The organism is Aestuariivirga sp. (assembly GCF_020252395.1).
Lineage (GTDB): Bacteria > Pseudomonadota > Alphaproteobacteria > Rhizobiales > Aestuariivirgaceae > Aestuariivirga.
The window spans coordinates 1-15,036 of record NZ_JADCDB010000026.1 but is presented as its reverse complement, the minus strand read 5'-3'; the positions used below and the strand labels follow the sequence as shown (position 1 = coordinate 15,036).

Here is a 15,036-nt window from a genome sequence, read left to right as displayed (position 1 = left end):
ATAGCGGGCATAAGGCGCATAAAAGCGCCGCAAAGGGACGGCAACGACCTAGGGTCGCGCCATGATTCAGACCCCTGCCCTCCGCGCCGTCGAACCCGCACCGGACGACGGGAGTTATCGCACCCCGCCCCACAACATCGAGGCGGAGCAGGCGCTGCTGGGCGCGATCCTCGTCAACAACGAGGCGGCCGACAAGGTCTCGGCCTTCCTGGCACCGGAGCATTTCTTCGAACCACTGCATGCGCGCATCTACGAAGCGGCCACAACGCTGATCAAGATCGGCAAGCTGGCGAGCCCCGTCACCCTCAAGACCCATTTCGAGAATGACGCGACGCTGAAGGAGATCGGCGGCACGGCATATCTCGCTCGTCTCGCGGCGAGCGCCACCACCATCATCAATGCGGAAGAATATGGCCGCACTATCTATGAGCTGGCGCAGCGGCGTAAGCTCATCGGCATCGGTACCGATCTCGTCAACGAGGCCTTCGAACCCGACATCGAGGACACCTCCCGCGAACTGATCGAGCGCGCCGAGCAGACGCTCTATTCGCTGGCGGAGACGGCCAAATATGGCCAGGGCTTCCAACCTTTCGCCCGCGCGCTCACCGATGCGGTGGACATGGCGGCGAACGCCTATCAGCGTGACGGCGGCCTCTCCGGCATCTCCACAGGCCTTCGGGACCTTGACGAGAAGATGGGTGGGCTTCAGGCCTCCGACCTCATCATCATCGCCGGCAGGCCCGCCATGGGCAAGACATCGCTGGCCACCAATATCGCCTACAACATCGCCAGGGCCTATAAGGCCGAGCACAATGCCGATGGCTCGGTGAAGGTGACGGATGGCGGTGTGGTTGCCTTCTTCTCGCTCGAAATGTCAGCCGAGCAGCTGGCCACGCGCATCATTTCCGAACAGGCGATGATCCCCTCGGAGCGCATCCGCCGGGGCAAGATCAACGAGGACGAGTTCGCCAAGATCGTCGAGGTGACGCGCGAGATGCAGTCGCTGCCGCTCTACATCGACGCAACCGGCGGCATCAGCATCGCGCAGGTGGCGGCGCGCGCACGCAGGCTCAAGCGCCAGCGGGGGCTGGGGCTTCTGGTTGTCGACTATCTGCAGCTGCTCTCCGGCTCGTCGCGCCGCGCCGCCGAAGGCCGCGTGCAAGAGGTTTCCGAAATCACCGTGGGCCTCAAGGCGCTCGCCAAGGAACTCTCCGTGCCGATCGTTGCCCTCTCGCAGCTGTCGCGCCAGGTCGAGAACCGCGACGAGAAGCGCCCGCAGCTCGCCGACCTGCGCGAATCGGGCTCCATCGAGCAGGACGCCGACGTGGTGCTGTTCGTCTATCGTGAGGAATATTATCTTGCCCGCAAGGAGCCCAGACCCAACACGCAGGAGCACTTCGACTGGCAGGAGCAGATGAACCGGGTGAACGGCGTCGCCGAAGTCATCATCGGCAAGCAGAGGCACGGCCCCACCGGCACCGTCGAGCTGCAGTTCGAGGCCAGCCTCACCAAGTTCCAGAACCTGGCGCGCGCCGACCACCTGCCGGAACGCTTCGAATAGCGGCAAGACGCAGATGCGTGGTGCGCCAGAAGGGAGGCGGCCGTCGAAGTCTCGACTGCCACAAGGGAAGGCTTGATCCACGCGCGCGCGCCGCTTATGGCAATCGCCGAAAGGACTTGGCCCGCAAGATGACCCCCACTCCAGAGGACCTCGCCGGCGCGGTGCTGACCATTGCCCTGGTGGCGCTGAAGAACAACTGGCGCCGGCTTAACGCATTGGCCGGAAAGGCGGAATGCGGCGCCGCAGTGAAGGGCAACGCGTACGGGCTGGGGATCGCACCCGTAGCGAAGTCGCTGTGGGAGGCCGGCTGCCGCTCCTTCTTCGTGGCGCGGCCCAAGGAGGGGGAAGAGCTGCGCGGGCTGCTGCCCGAGGCCACCATCTATATCCTCGACGGGTTGTTTGCGGGACAAGCCGAATTCTATGCCAAGCTCGCTCTCTGCCCGGCCCTGATTTCCATCGAGGAAGCCCGGGAATGGGCAGCGTTTGGAAGGGTTTACGGGCGGAAACTGCCCTGCGCCATTCATGTCGATACCGGCATCAACCGGCTGGGATTCTCAATGCCGGAGTTCGAGGCCCTGCTCGCGGACAATTTCACCATGGCGGGGCTGAACGTCACGCTGCTGATGAGCCATCTGGCCTGCGCCGACGAGCCCTCCCACCCGCTGAACCTGCGCCAGCGCGCGGCTTTTGCGGCGGTGCGGGCCAAGCTGCCGGAGGTGGCGGCGAGCCTTGCCAACTCCAGCGGCATCTTTCTGGGCGGCGGTTTCGTGCATGATCTGGTGCGCCCGGGCATCGCGCTTTACGGCGGAAATCCGACGCCGAATGTTGCGAATCCGATGCATGCCGTTGCCATTCTGGAAGGCGCGGTGATGCAACTGCGTGAGGTTGCCGCCGGTGACACGGTTGGCTATGGCGCGACGTGGAAAGCAACACGGCCGACGCGCATCGCGGTGCTCGGCGCGGGCTACAAGGATGGCGTGCCCCGCGCCCTGTCATCGCGGGAACCCGGCGGCCCTGCCCAGGTTTTCATCAATGGCCGCCGCTGCCCGGTTATCGGGCGCATTTCAATGGACATGATGGGGATCGATATCACCTGCCTTCCTGAGGATGAGGTGAAGCGCGGCACCCGGGCGGAGCTCATCGGGCGGCACATCGGCATCGACGAGGCGGCATCCTGGGCCGGCACCATATCCTACGAGTTGCTGACGAGGCTGGGCAGCCGCTATGCAAGGCTCTACACGGGTCTCGAATCGGACGGCAGAGCTTGAACATCCTTGCCCATATCGGCCGCGCGACGCTTGCGCTGCTCGAAGAAACCGGCCGCGTCGCGATCTTCCTGAAGGACGCGCTGCTGCAGGGCCTGACGCCGAAGATCTTTCTGCGCCAGATCCTCGAGCAGATGATGCGCATCGGATATTTCTCGCTGCCCGTGGTCGGCCTCACCGCCTTCTTCACCGGCGGTGCGCTGGCCCTGCAGATCTATCTCGGCTCCTCCCGCTTCAACGCGGAAAGCCTGGTGGCCTCGATCGTCGCGCTTGGCATCACGCGCGAGTTGGGGCCGGTGCTGGCGGGGCTGATGGTGGCGGGACGCGTGGGCGCCTCGATCGCAGCGGAACTCGGCACCATGCGGGTGACGGAGCAGATCGACGCGCTGGTGACGCTGGCCACCAATCCGTTCAAGTATCTCGTGGGCCCGCGCATCATCGCGGCGGTGGTGACGCTGCCCATTCTCGTTGGCATCGCCGACATCATCGGAATCATGGGCGGCTACATCGTCGGCACTCGCTCCATCGGCCTCAACGGCTATGCCTATATCCGCAACACGGCGGACTTCCTCGAAATTGACGACGTGACCTCGGGCCTCATCAAGGCCGCCGTCTTCGGCTTCATCATCGCGGTGATGGGCTGCTACCACGGCTTCAACTCCAAGGGCGGCGCGCAAGGCGTGGGCCGCGCCACGACGAACGCGGTGGTGTCCTCGGCGATCCTGATCCTCGCCGCCAACTTCGCCCTCACCTCGCTGCTCTTCGCGGATTGATCATGGCCGAAGCGGGATACATCGAACTTGCTGGCGTGACGAAGAGCTTCGGGCCGAAGCATGTGCTGAACGGTGTGACGCTGTCGGTGCCCAAGGGCCATTCGCTGGTGGTGATCGGCGGCTCGGGCACGGGCAAATCGGTGATGCTGAAATGCATCCTCGGCCTGCTGCATCCCGATTCTGGCTCGATCCGCATCGCGGGCGAAGAGGCCGTGGGCCTTCGGGGCAGCGCGCGCGACGAATATCTGGCGCGCTTCGGCATGCTGTTCCAGGGGGCCGCTCTCTTCGACTCGCTCTCCGTGTGGGAGAATGTCGCCTTCGGCCTGATCCAGGGCCGCCACATGGCACGCTCGCGAGCCCGCGACATCGCCATCGAGAAGCTGGGTCAGGTGGGGCTCACTCCGGACGTCGGCAATCTCTATCCGGCGGAACTCTCGGGCGGCATGCAGAAGCGCGTGGGGCTTGCCCGCGCCATTGCGGCGGACCCCGAGATCATCTTCTTCGACGAACCGACGACGGGGCTCGACCCGATCATGGCGGACGTCATCAACAACCTGATCGTCGACTGCGTGAAAAGGCTGGGCGCCACCACCGTGTCGATCACCCATGACATGGCGTCTGCCCGCAAGATCGCCGACGACATTGCCATGATCTTCAAAGGCGAGATCGTCTGGCAGGGGCCCGCGAAGACCATCGACACGAGCGGCAATCCTTACGTCGACCAGTTCATCCACGGCCGCGCCGAAGGGCCGATCCAGATGGATGTGCTGAAGCCTTAGCGGCGGACTCACGGCCCCCCTCACCTTTTCCTATCCCCCGGTGGAGGAGAGGAAAGAGAGACGTGTGGAACGAAAAAGGCCGCCAGAGCTGGCGGCCTTTCCGTGAGATGCGCCGGGAAGCGGTCTCGACACCGTTGCGTCAGCTCCGCACGCTCGCGGAGGCAACGATCCGGCCCGCCGGCACAGTGAACTCACTCGACATCGGATCACCTCCTTTCGTTGTTGACACTGCGTCCAAGGTGAGGGCTTGCCGGGGTTTCGTCAAGAGGGCAATTTCACAGGCGCAACTCAAAGGACGCCTGACATGACCGCCGCCGACATTCTGATCACCAATGCCCGTGTGCTGACCATGGACCCCGCGCGGCCGCAGGCAGAAGCGGTGGCGATTGCCGGGAACCGGATCATCCGGCTGGGATCCATGGATGACGTGGCGGGACTCAAGGCCAAGCACACGCGCGTCATCGATGCCGCGCAGAAGACGGTGATGCCCGGCATCATCGAGGGCCATGTGCACCTCTTCGGCGGGGCCGTCGAACTCGACACGCTGATGCTGAATGGCATGACCGGTTTCGCGGCGGTGGCCGAAGCCGTGGCCCTGTTCCGCCGACAGCGGCCGGGCGAGCCCGTGCTGCTGGCAACCGGCATCGCGCATGAGGCCTTCGGCGAGCCGATCACCCGGCAGATGCTGGACCGCATGGTCTCCGACATTCCCTTCATCATGGGCTGCTTCGACCACCACACCATGTGGGCCAATACCAAGGCGCTGGAGATAGCCGGCATCATGAAGGGTCGTGAACTGCCCACCGGCAATGAGATCGTGCTCGACGACAATGGCATCGCCACGGGCGAACTGCGCGAGCCCGCCGCCTATATGCTTGTCCAGGCGCTGACCCCCACGGGCGGGCGCGAATGGCTGGGCATGACCACGGGCGAGAATCCAGAGCCGCCGGCAACGGCCGCACAGCGCGAACTCGACATCGGCTTCTTCAAGAAAGGCATCGCGCATGCGGCGTCCCTCGGCATCACGTCGATGCACAACATGGATGGCAACTGGTATCAGCTCGAACTGCTGCAGGCGCTGCTGGACCGCGGCGAGATGTATGCGCGCGTCGAGATTCCCTTCCACCAGAAGAACACCTTCGAGATCGCCCGCGTCGAGGAGGCAGCCGAGATGCGCGCCAAATATGGCCGCACGCGGCCGGGTGGCGAGATGCTGCATTGCGACCGCGTGAAGGTGTTCGTCGACGGCGTGCTCGAAACCTATACCGCGCTGATGCTCGAGGGCTATCCCGGCCAGCCTGAGAACATGGGCGCACCGCTGTTCACGGCGGAGGAGATGAACGAGATCGTACGCCGCGCCGACAAGCACGGGCTGCAGGTGGCAACCCATGCTATCGGCGACGGCGGCGTCAGGCGCACGCTCGATGCTTATGAAAATGCGATCAAGGTGAATGGCAAACGCGACTCGCGCCACCGCATCGAGCATATCGAGATGATCGACCCTGCCGACATCAAGCGGCTGAAGGAGCTGGGCGTTATCGCCTCGCTGCAGCCCATCGCCGGCGTGGGCGTGCCCGGCTCGCCGCATGAGCCGATTCTGTCGCGCGTCGGGACCAAGCTGCCATGGGCCTATGCCTGGCAGACGCTGCGCGAGACGGGGGCGGTGATTGCCTTCTCCTCCGACTGGCCGGTGGCGCCCTTAAGCCCCTTCCTCGGCATGCAGGCGGCGATGACCGCGGCGCCATTGAAACCCAACTGCCCGCCGCAGGCGCAGAGCCTGATGGACACGCTCCACAGCTTCACCGCGGCGGGGGCCTACATGGAATTCATGGAGGACAGAAAGGGCACGCTGAAAGAGGGCTTCCTCGCCGACGTGGTGGTGCTCGATTCTGACATGGAGAAGACGCCGAAGGACCAGGTTGCCAATGTGCGGCCGGTCACGACGATCTGCGATGGCCGCGTAAGCTTCGAGGCGTGAGGTGAAGAAGCCAAAGGACAGAGCGGGGGGCGGTGCCGCACCCTTCCAACCGCCGAATCCCCGAGGCCCGTGAAGTAGCGTCACCTTGTGACCTATGCTGTTCTGGCGTTCGTGTGGGGCCGACCTTTGTGGTGCCGGGCGTCTGGCCGGGAACGCGGCGCCAGGCGACCAAACTTTGACGTAAAGTGCAGATCGCAGAAGATTTAATTTGATTTAACGAACTCTACGGGATTACTGATTTTCCACCAGTCATTCTGACGACAGCAGGACAGCGGTATGCAACGGTTTGCCTGCCCCGGCGCCTTGCAGGGCGTGCCAGTTAGCGGGGAGTTTTGAGGCAGTTTGAGTGGGCCTCATGCCTTCCCATAAAGAGCGCGTTTTCCGAATGGTCCCGGAGGAACCCCACCCCTCCGGGACCGACGCGCTTCCTGGCGCCAATGGGTTTATGCTACGTTATGAGCACTCCGAAATCCCGCATCATGTATATCGAAAGAAAGGCTGAAGGCCTCAACGGGCCGGCTTGGATCGGCCGCGTGACCTTCTCAAAGTCCGGCCGAACGATGACGTACCGGGGCCGGCAGTTCCAGAAGATGAAGGGGTATAAGTGCAACTGCTTCGACGTCGAAAACGGCGACGAATACTGGATTTCCGGACCGCGCCGCAACGGCAAAGACAGGCTCTATCCAGCCAGCAGGCGTCCGGTCGAGATCGACGGCGATGTAAGGGTCGAGTACATGTCCAAGATCCGGGGCATTCTCGCGTAATTTGCAAGCTGGGCCTTTCCGTTCCAGAAATGTTCCGGTATGAAGGGACATGGCTAAGTCCTCCCAATTCGTCTGCCAGAGCTGCGGCTCCACCTCTTCCAAATGGTCCGGCCGCTGCGACAATTGCGGGGAGTGGAACTCCATCGTCGAGGAACAGGCAGCAGCCCCACTGTCTGGCGCGAAGGGCGCCGGCCTGCCCAAGGGGCGGGCAACAAGGCTCGTCGGCCTGCGCGGCGAGTCGCCCGCACCGCCACGCATTATCACCGGCATTGCCGAGTTGGACCGCGTGGCGGGCGGCGGCTTCGTGGCGGGCTCGGGCGTGCTGATCGGCGGCGACCCGGGGATCGGCAAGTCCACCCTTTTGCTCCAGGCCCTGGCCGCCCTGGCGCGCAGGGGCGAGCGGGTGGTCTATATCTCCGGCGAGGAGGCGATTGCCCAGGTGCGGCTCAGGGCCCAGCGGCTGGGCCTCGACGACGCCCCAGTGCTGCTGGCGGCAGAGACCAACGTCTCCGACATCTTGGCCACGCTGTCGGAGGAGAAGCCCCCGTCCATTGCAGTCATCGATTCGATCCAGACCCTGTGGGCACCCCCGATCGAGGCGGCGCCCGGCACGGTCTCCCAGCTCAAGGCTGGGTCCGAGGCGCTGATCCGCTTCGCCAAGCAGAAGGGCACGGCCATCCTGCTCGTCGGCCATGTGACCAAGGACGGTCAGATCGCCGGACCTAAGGTGGTGGAGCACATGGTGGATGCCGTGCTCTATTTCGAGGGCGACCGCGGCCACCAGTACCGCATCCTGCGCGCTGTCAAGAACCGCTTCGGGCCGACCGACGAGATCGGCGTCTTCGAAATGTCCGACGGCGGGCTGGCGGAAGTCAGCAACCCGTCGCGCCTGTTCATGGGCTCGGATGAGCGGCCGACGCCAGGCACGGCGGTTTTCGCCGGCATGGAGGGCACCAGGCCGCTGCTGATCGAGGTGCAGGCGCTGGTCTCGCCCTCGCCGCTCGGCACGCCGCGACGCACCACGGTCGGCTGGGATTCGAACCGGCTGGCCATGATCCTTGCCGTGCTGGAGGCGCGCGCCGGCGTGCAGACCGGGCAGAACGACGTATATCTTAACGTCGCCGGCGGGCTTAAAGTGCGAGAACCTGCGGCCGACCTCGCGGTGGCGGCGGCGCTCCTCTCCTCCCTCACCGGCACGGTGATCCCGCCTGGCACGGCGGTGTTCGGCGAGATTGCGCTGTCTGGCGCCATCCGCCCCGTGGGCCAGACCGAAGCCCGCCTCAAGGAAGCCCAGAAGCTGGGATTGAAGGAGGCCGTGGTCGCCGCCACTACGGAGCAACCGGGCGTCAAGGGTCTGAAGGTGAAAGGCCTCGAAACGATCATGGACCTCGTGGCGTGGTCAGCCGCACAGGACCGCGGACAACGGAGAATCGCCTAGGCTCAAGCGGGAATTCTTTCTATAAGAAGCCCGAAACCGGGTCGCCGTACCCCTCCAGGACCACGAGATGCCTCTGACGCTCCTCGATTTCATTCTCATCGCCATCATGCTCGTTTCCGGCCTCCTCGCGCTGATGCGCGGCTTCACCCGCGAGGTGCTGTCGCTGGTCGCGTGGGGTGCGGCGGCGGTGGCCGCCTATTTCTCCATCAAGCAGCCGAGTTTAGTGAGCTGGGTTCAGGCCAGCGTGCCCTATCTCGAGAAGGAGAACATCGCCCAGATCGCCCTGGGAGCCTCGGCCTTCCTGATCGTGTTGATCGTCATCTCCGTCATCAGCGTCAAGATCTCGGACTGGGTGGTCGATTCGGCGGCCGGCACCTTCGACCGCACGCTGGGTTTCATGTTCGGCGTGGCGCGGGGTTTCATATTCGTCGCCATCGCCTATCTGTTCTATGGCTGGCTCCAGCCCTTCGACAGGCAGGAAAGCTGGGTCCGGACCGCCTATTCGCTGCCGATGATCAAGTCGGCCGGCGCGGGCCTCCTCGCCTTCATGCCGCCGGATATTGCGGACACGCTGAACAACACGGCCCTCGCCACGGGCGGCGGCAAGACCTCGGCCCCCGGCGATGCCGGGCAGACAGACCCCGGCTACAGGAGCAACGACAGCCAGCAGCTGGACAATCTGATGGAGAGCACGGGCGGCGGCAACGACCAGCTGCCGGCTGCCGGACAGGACGTTGGCGGCAACACCGGGCAACCGCCAAGCGGACAGGACAACAGCCAATGAGCATGGACCTCGATTGCGAGATCAACGCCGACCGGCTGCGCGAGGAGTGCGGCGTGTTCGGCATCTATGGCCACCCCGACGCGGCGGCCCTGACGGCGCTGGGCCTGCACGCGCTGCAGCACCGCGGCCAGGAGGCGGCGGGCATCGTGTCCTTCGACGGCGAGCGGTTCCAGACCGAGCGCCGTTTAGGCCTCGTCGGCGACCACTTCTCCTCCGAGAAGGTTATTAACCGGCTTCAGGGCTCATCGGCCTTGGGCCATGTGCGCTATTCGACCACCGGCGAAACCATTCTGCGCAACGTGCAGCCGCTGTTCGCCGAACTGGCCGCCGGCGGCTTCGCCGTCGCGCACAACGGCAACCTCACCAACGGACTGACGCTGCGCCGCGAACTCATCGCGCAGGGCGCCATCTGCCAGTCAACGTCGGACACCGAGGTGATCCTGCATCTCGTGGCGCGCTCCCCGAAAGCCCGAATGGTGGAGCGCTACATCGATGCGCTGCGGGCGCTGGAGGGCGCCTACGCATTGGTGGCTCTCACCAACAAGAAGCTCATCGGCGCGCGCGACCCCAACGGCATCCGCCCGCTGATCCTCGGCGAACTGAACGGCGCCTACATCCTGTGCTCGGAAACCTGCGCGCTGGACATCATCGGCGCCAGATACATCCGCGAGATCGAGAACGGCGAAGTGGTGGTGATCTCGGACGAGGGCATCGAAAGCCTCAGGCCTTTTCCCAAGGCGCCCGCGCGGCCCTGCATCTTCGAATACATCTATTTCTCGCGGCCAGATTCCATGCTGGGCGGCCGCTCGATCTATGACGTGCGCAAGGCCATGGGCCGCGAACTCGCCAGGGAATCCTCCGCCGCGGCTGACGTGATCGTGCCGATCCCGGACTCGGGCGTTCCCGCCGCCATCGGCTATGCCCAGCAGACGGGCATTCCCTTCGAGCTCGGCATCATCCGCAACCATTATGTGGGCCGCACCTTCATCGAGCCGACGCAAACGATCCGCTCGCTCGGCGTGAAGCTGAAGCACAACGCCAACCGCGCCGTCGTGCAGGGAAAGCGCGTGGTGCTGATCGACGACTCGATCGTGCGCGGCACAACGTCAGTGAAGATCGTGCGCATGATGTACGAGGCGGGTGCGAAGGAGGTGCACATGCGCATCTCGAGCCCGCCCATCAAGCACCCGGACTTCTATGGCATCGACACGCCGGAGCAGAAATCGCTCCTGGCCGCCACCCACACGCTGGAGGAGATGCGCCAGTACATCGGCGTCGACTCGCTGGCCTTCCTGTCGGTTGACGGCGTCTACCGTTCGGTGGGTTACCCGGGCCGGGACAATGCCAGGCCGCAGTTCACCGACCATTGCTTCACCGGGGATTATCCCACCCACCTCACCGACCTCGCCGGTGAAACCAGGAAGCAGCAGCTCTCGCTGCTGGCGGAAGCGGGCTGATATCGCATGACACGCAGGCTTGAAGGGCGCGTCGCCCTGGTGACAGGCGCCTCGCGGGGGCTCGGTGCTTCCGCCGCGATCGCGCTCGCCTGTGAGGGCGCCCACATCATCGCCACCGCGCGCACCGAGGGCGGTCTCACCGAACTCGACGACGAGATCAAGAAGGCCGGCGGTGCGGCCACGCTGGTCCCCGTCGATATCAAGGACTTTGCGGCCATCGACAGGCTGGGGGCGGCGATCTTCGAGCGCTGGAAGAAGCTCGACATCCTGATCGGCAATGCCGGCGTGCTGGGCAAGCTGACGCCCGTCTCGCATGTGGAGCCGAAAATGTGGGACGACGTGATGGCGGTGAATGTCACCGCCAATTACCGCTTGATCCGCTCCATGGACCCGCTGCTGCGCCAGTCGGATGCCGGCCGCGCGGTGTTCGTAACCTCCGGCCTCGCCCACAAGTGCTGGGCCTATTGGGGACCCTATTCGATTTCCAAGGCGGCGCTCGAGGCAATGGTGAAGACCTATGCCGCGGAAGTCGCCACGACGAAGATCAGGGCCAACTGCTTCAGCCCCGGCGCCACGCGCACCCACATGCGGGCAACCGCCATGCCGGGCGAGGACCCGATGAGCCTGCCGCACCCCGACGAAGTGGCGGCCCAGATCGTGCCGATGTGCGAGCCTTCCTTCAACGACAATGGCGGGGTGTGGAAATACGCGCCCGAGGGCCTGTTCAAGCAATTCTGAGAAAGGTGGAGTCCATGAGCGACAGCCAGGTGATCGCGGCCTTCGCCGCCGCCCGCAAGTCCCAGTCGCCCCTGAGCCACCTTCCCGAGCCCGGCGCGCCCGACTATGCCCGCGCCTTCCGCCTGCAATGCGCGGTGACAAAGGAACTGGGCTGGGAGCAGGCCGGCTGGAAGATCGGCTGCACCTCGGAGCGCGCCCAGAAGGCGCTGAATGCACCGGGCCCTTTTCCCGGCACGATGTTCGCGAACCGCATCTACCGTTCCGGCGAAACCTTCCCCACCATAGCGGAGAACAAGCGCGTGGTGGAGCCCGAGGTCTGCTTCACCATGGCGAAGGACTTGGCCCCGCGCGGGCGCAATTATTCCGTTGACGAGGTGATGGCCGCGGTCGCCCATGTCTGCGTGGCGATCGAGGTCGTCAACCCGAGGACACCCAAGGGCTTCGGCGAAGAGGCGCCATGGTTCATCGTCGATGGCGGGCTCAATGAGGGGATCGTGCTGGGCGAAGCGAGGAAGCCGCTCTCACGCGCCGGATATGCATCGCTCTACGGCCAGGTGTGGTGGAACGGCCGCGAGATGCAGGGCGGCGCCGGGTCCAACGCGCTCGGCGGCGGCGACCTGGCGCTGACCTGGCTTGCCAATCACCTGAACGGACATGGGCTGGGGCTGAAGGAAGGCGAGATCGTCACCACGGGCGTGATCACCGAATTCTTTTCCGCGGGATTGGGCGATGACATCACGGTGCGGTTCGAGCACCTCGGACTGGTGACGGTGAGGTTCTGAGGGTCTCTTCCCTCAGCGGTCCTTGTCGAACGGATTCTTTCCCCCGCGCAGGCTGAAGCGGATGGGGGTGCCGCCCAGGTCGAAGCTTTCGCGCAAGCCGTTCATCAGATAGCGCACATAGCTTTCCGGCATCTTGGAAAGCTGGTTGCCGAAGATGGCGAAGGTCGGGGGCCGGGCATTGGCCTGCGTGGCGTAACGGATCTTGATGCGGCGGCCCGAGGGCGCGGGCGGCGGGTTGCGCTCAATGGCGGCTTCGAGCCAGCGGTTGACTTGGGATGTGGGGATGCGGCGGTTCCAGCGCTCCATGGCCTTCAGCACGGTCTCGAGCAGCTTGTCTATGCCCTTTTCCTGCTTCGCGGAGAGGGTCACGACCGAGACGCCGCGGATTTCAGGCAGCACGTCCTCAAGGTCGGAGATCACTTCTTTCAGCTTCTTCTGCTTTTCCTCGACGAGGTCCCATTTGGACAGCGCCAGCACCACCGCACGGCCCTCGCGCGCCACGAGGTCGCAGAGCGAGAGATCCTGGCGTTCGATGGGAAGGGACGCATCGATCAACACCACCACGCATTCGGCGAAGCGGATGGCGCGCAGCGCGTCCGACACGGCCAGCTTCTCGATCTTGCCGACAACGCGCGACTTACGCCGGATGCCGGCGGTATCCCACAGCTTGATCTTCTGGCCGCGCCATTCGAACTCGGAGGAAATGGCATCGCGCGTGATGCCGGCCTCGGGGCCAGTCAGCATACGGTCCTCGCCGAGGATGGTATTGACGAGCGTGGACTTGCCCGCATTGGGCTGGCCGATGATGGCAAGGCGCAGCGGGCCATCGCCCCTGTCCTCGCCCTCCTGAACCTCGCCTTCCTTTTCCTCCGTATACGGAAGAAGCGCGTCATAGAGCTGGTCGAGGCCTTCGCCATGCTCGGCGGAAATGGCGAGCGGCTCGCCGAAGCCCAGTTCGAAGGCCTCGAGAAGCGCGCCCTCGTGACCCCTGCCCTCCACCTTGTTGGCGACGAGGATGACGGGCTTGCCGCGGCGGCGCACGCGCCCCGCGAATTCGCGGTCGGCCGGCGTGACGCCGGCGCGCGCGTCATAGACGAAGAGCACGACATCGGAATCGTCCACCGCCGTCTCGGCCTGCGCACTCATGCGGGCTTCGAGGCTGTCGCCCTTGATGTTGTCGAGGCCTGCCGTGTCGAAGACGCGGAAGCGCAGGCCGCCGAGCCGCGCCTCGCCCTCGCGGCGGTCACGCGTGACGCCGGGCTGGTCGTCGACAAGCGCGATCTTGCGGCCGACGAGCCTGTTGAACAGGGTCGACTTGCCGACATTTGGCCGCCCCATAATGGCGACGGTGGCGGTCATTGCGGATCTTTGAACGTGTCGTTGGTGGTGGAGGGAGGTTTGCAGGCCGGGTCATTGCTGGCGCAGCCCGAGCCTCCGCCGGCCGACGGCGGCGCGGCAGTGCCCACCTGCGGATCGGGCTTCTCGGGGAAGCTGGGGCGGCCGGGGATCGCGTCCTCGCGCTGGCCAGGCAGCACCTTGCTGTTGGTCTGCCCCGTGATGGTGTCGAGATAGCTGCAGCCCGCGAGCAGCGTCAGGACGCCCGCCGCCAGCAGCACCCGGGGAACAAGCCTCATTTCGGGGGCGCCATGGGCAGGAGGAGCTGTGACATCTTCTCGGCGCGGTTGCGCAGCGCGGCGGGCGTTTCCGGATCGGCGAGAATCGCCTGCACCTGCTTGCCGGCGCCGGCGTAGTCCTTGAGGCGGAACTGCGCCCCGGCCATGATCTCGCGCGCCACATGGCGCCAGGGGTTGCCCGGAGCGGCAAACTCCTTCAGGCGCGCCTCGACATCGGCGAAAGCCGCGCTGTCGGCCAGGGCGGCGGCGGCGTGGATGCGCGCGATGTCGCGCAGCGTCCTGTCGACGCCGGCATCAGCCGCGATGGCGTCATAGAGCTTGACGCCATCCTCCGCCTTGTTGCCAGCCACGAGTTCGGCGGCGGCGCGCAGGCGGCCCAGATCGGCGAAGCCGGTCTGGGCGATGGCTTCGAAATCCTTCACCGCATCGGCAGTCTTGCCGGCATCCGCCAGCGCGGCGGCGGCAAAGAACTGGTCGCCGGCCGCTTCCGACTGTTTCAGCTGGAAATAGCGCCAGCCTTCCATTCCGGCCACACCAAGGATTATGAGAACGCCGGCACCGATGGCAGCATTGCCATAGCGGGCCCATAATTTCCTGAACTGTTCCTGGCGGACCTCTTCGTCCACCTCGCGAAACAGGGTTTCGTCGCTCAAAGCGCGGCTCCTCATATCAGCCAAAGGATTGAGAAGCGGACTAGATCAGCCCCAAGGCAAGATCAAGGCAATTCAGAAACGATGGCGGCTGCGGCGGACGCCGTAAATGCCTTCCACCACCCGGCTGCTGTCACGCCGGTACAGCATCCAGAAGGCCGCGCCGATGCCGACCGTGCCGGACAGAAAGCCGAGGATTTCGAAAAGCATGTTCCACACCCCTACAGGTTTCCGGACTATGCTGGGCTCTCGGCGTTAAGGAAAGATTAATCGCGCACTAATCCACAACCTTTAGAGCATCGGGCGGTCAATTGAATCCATATCCTGCAGCGGCGAAGTAGTTGGCGCATTCGTTTGGAGTGAAGAGCGAGCAGATGTTTCCGATGGCCTTCCAGAGATCATCGATGGTGCGTGCTGCTTTGGCTCTGAGGTG

Annotated in this window: 15 protein-coding genes and 1 pseudogene; 11 read left to right on the top strand and 5 right to left on the bottom strand. The window is 64.8% G+C overall.

Annotation, left to right across the window (positions count from 1 at the left end):
• Positions 1-61 precede the first annotated feature (61 nt).
• From IOC82_RS12195 to IOC82_RS12145, 11 genes are all read left to right on the top strand, one after another.
• A complete protein-coding gene (locus IOC82_RS12195) occupies positions 62-1,561 on the top strand; it encodes a replicative DNA helicase (protein ID WP_290546469.1) in 1,500 nt (499 codons plus the stop codon).
• A 128-nt stretch (positions 1,562-1,689) separates the two neighbouring features.
• Entirely contained in the window at positions 1,690-2,829 is a 1,140-nt protein-coding gene (gene alr / locus IOC82_RS12190) for an alanine racemase (protein ID WP_290546468.1), read from the top strand.
• On the top strand, positions 2,826-3,599 hold the full coding sequence (locus tag IOC82_RS12185) for an ABC transporter permease (RefSeq protein WP_290546467.1): 774 nt from the start codon (positions 2,826-2,828) through the stop codon (positions 3,597-3,599). The genes alr and IOC82_RS12185 overlap by 4 nt, the downstream gene beginning before the upstream one ends.
• 2 nt (positions 3,600-3,601) lie before the next feature.
• Positions 3,602-4,378 (top strand): ATP-binding cassette domain-containing protein, encoded by a 777-nt coding sequence (locus IOC82_RS12180; protein ID WP_290546466.1) that lies wholly within the window; start codon positions 3,602-3,604, stop codon positions 4,376-4,378.
• Positions 4,379-4,682: 304 nt separating this feature from the next.
• Positions 4,683-6,356, top strand: coding sequence for an amidohydrolase (locus IOC82_RS12175; protein WP_290546465.1), 1,674 nt, complete (start codon positions 4,683-4,685; stop codon positions 6,354-6,356).
• Positions 6,357-6,835: 479 nt separating this feature from the next.
• Positions 6,836-7,120, top strand: coding sequence for a 1-deoxy-D-xylulose-5-phosphate synthase (locus IOC82_RS12170; protein WP_290546464.1), 285 nt, complete (start codon positions 6,836-6,838; stop codon positions 7,118-7,120).
• Positions 7,121-7,169: 49 nt separating this feature from the next.
• Positions 7,170-8,558 carry a DNA repair protein RadA gene (gene radA, locus IOC82_RS12165; RefSeq protein ID WP_290546463.1) on the top strand — a complete coding sequence of 463 codons (1,389 nt, stop codon included), beginning with the start codon at positions 7,170-7,172 and terminating at the stop codon, positions 8,556-8,558.
• 67 nt (positions 8,559-8,625) lie between these two features.
• Positions 8,626-9,342, top strand: coding sequence for a CvpA family protein (locus IOC82_RS12160; RefSeq protein ID WP_290546462.1), 717 nt, complete (start codon positions 8,626-8,628; stop codon positions 9,340-9,342).
• On the top strand, positions 9,339-10,799 hold the full coding sequence (gene purF, locus IOC82_RS12155) for an amidophosphoribosyltransferase (RefSeq protein WP_290546461.1): 1,461 nt from the start codon (positions 9,339-9,341) through the stop codon (positions 10,797-10,799). The genes IOC82_RS12160 and purF overlap by 4 nt, the downstream gene beginning before the upstream one ends.
• 6 nt (positions 10,800-10,805) lie before the next feature.
• A complete protein-coding gene (locus IOC82_RS12150) occupies positions 10,806-11,537 on the top strand; it encodes an SDR family NAD(P)-dependent oxidoreductase (RefSeq protein ID WP_290546460.1) in 732 nt (243 codons plus the stop codon).
• Positions 11,538-11,551: 14 nt separating this feature from the next.
• Positions 11,552-12,319, top strand: a complete 768-nt coding sequence (locus IOC82_RS12145; protein ID WP_290546459.1) for a fumarylacetoacetate hydrolase family protein — start codon at positions 11,552-11,554, stop codon at positions 12,317-12,319.
• 12 nt (positions 12,320-12,331) lie between these two features.
• On the opposite strand, the gene der is transcribed toward IOC82_RS12145, so the two are convergent.
• The 5 genes and pseudogenes from der to IOC82_RS12120 form a co-directional block, all read right to left on the bottom strand.
• On the bottom strand, positions 12,332-13,678 hold the full coding sequence (gene der / locus IOC82_RS12140) for a ribosome biogenesis GTPase Der (protein WP_290546458.1): 1,347 nt from the start codon (positions 13,676-13,678) through the stop codon (positions 12,332-12,334).
• Positions 13,675-13,953, bottom strand: a complete 279-nt coding sequence (locus tag IOC82_RS12135) for a hypothetical protein (RefSeq protein ID WP_290546457.1) — start codon at positions 13,951-13,953, stop codon at positions 13,675-13,677. The genes der and IOC82_RS12135 overlap by 4 nt, the downstream gene beginning before the upstream one ends.
• The gene (locus IOC82_RS12130; RefSeq protein ID WP_290546456.1) at positions 13,950-14,606 is read right to left on the bottom strand and encodes a tetratricopeptide repeat protein; all 657 of its coding nucleotides are present in this window, start codon (positions 14,604-14,606) and stop codon (positions 13,950-13,952) included. The genes IOC82_RS12135 and IOC82_RS12130 overlap by 4 nt, the downstream gene beginning before the upstream one ends.
• 72 nt (positions 14,607-14,678) lie before the next feature.
• On the bottom strand, positions 14,679-14,813 hold the full coding sequence (locus IOC82_RS12125) for a hypothetical protein (protein WP_290546455.1): 135 nt from the start codon (positions 14,811-14,813) through the stop codon (positions 14,679-14,681).
• A 97-nt stretch (positions 14,814-14,910) separates the two neighbouring features.
• Positions 14,911-15,036: pseudogene (locus tag IOC82_RS12120) on the bottom strand (IS630 family transposase); the annotation flags it as partial.

Excerpts from the sequence above, each read along its gene's own strand:
- IOC82_RS12195 (WP_290546469.1), top strand. The coding sequence starts at position 62 with ATGATTCAGACCCCTGCCCTCCGCGCCGTCGAACCCGCACCGGACGAC.
- alr (WP_290546468.1), top strand. The coding sequence starts at position 1,690 with ATGACCCCCACTCCAGAGGACCTCGCCGGCGCGGTGCTGACCATTGCC.
- IOC82_RS12180 (WP_290546466.1), top strand. The coding sequence starts at position 3,602 with ATGGCCGAAGCGGGATACATCGAACTTGCTGGCGTGACGAAGAGCTTC.
- IOC82_RS12175 (WP_290546465.1), top strand. The coding sequence starts at position 4,683 with ATGACCGCCGCCGACATTCTGATCACCAATGCCCGTGTGCTGACCATG.
- IOC82_RS12170 (WP_290546464.1), top strand. The coding sequence starts at position 6,836 with ATGTATATCGAAAGAAAGGCTGAAGGCCTCAACGGGCCGGCTTGGATC.
- radA (WP_290546463.1), top strand. The coding sequence starts at position 7,170 with ATGGCTAAGTCCTCCCAATTCGTCTGCCAGAGCTGCGGCTCCACCTCT.
- IOC82_RS12160 (WP_290546462.1), top strand. The coding sequence starts at position 8,626 with ATGCCTCTGACGCTCCTCGATTTCATTCTCATCGCCATCATGCTCGTT.
- purF (WP_290546461.1), top strand. The coding sequence starts at position 9,339 with ATGAGCATGGACCTCGATTGCGAGATCAACGCCGACCGGCTGCGCGAG.
- IOC82_RS12150 (WP_290546460.1), top strand. The coding sequence starts at position 10,806 with ATGACACGCAGGCTTGAAGGGCGCGTCGCCCTGGTGACAGGCGCCTCG.
- IOC82_RS12145 (WP_290546459.1), top strand. The coding sequence starts at position 11,552 with ATGAGCGACAGCCAGGTGATCGCGGCCTTCGCCGCCGCCCGCAAGTCC.
- der (WP_290546458.1), bottom strand. The coding sequence starts at position 13,678 with ATGACCGCCACCGTCGCCATTATGGGGCGGCCAAATGTCGGCAAGTCG.
- IOC82_RS12135 (WP_290546457.1), bottom strand. The coding sequence starts at position 13,953 with ATGAGGCTTGTTCCCCGGGTGCTGCTGGCGGCGGGCGTCCTGACGCTG.
- IOC82_RS12125 (WP_290546455.1), bottom strand. The coding sequence starts at position 14,813 with ATGCTTTTCGAAATCCTCGGCTTTCTGTCCGGCACGGTCGGCATCGGC.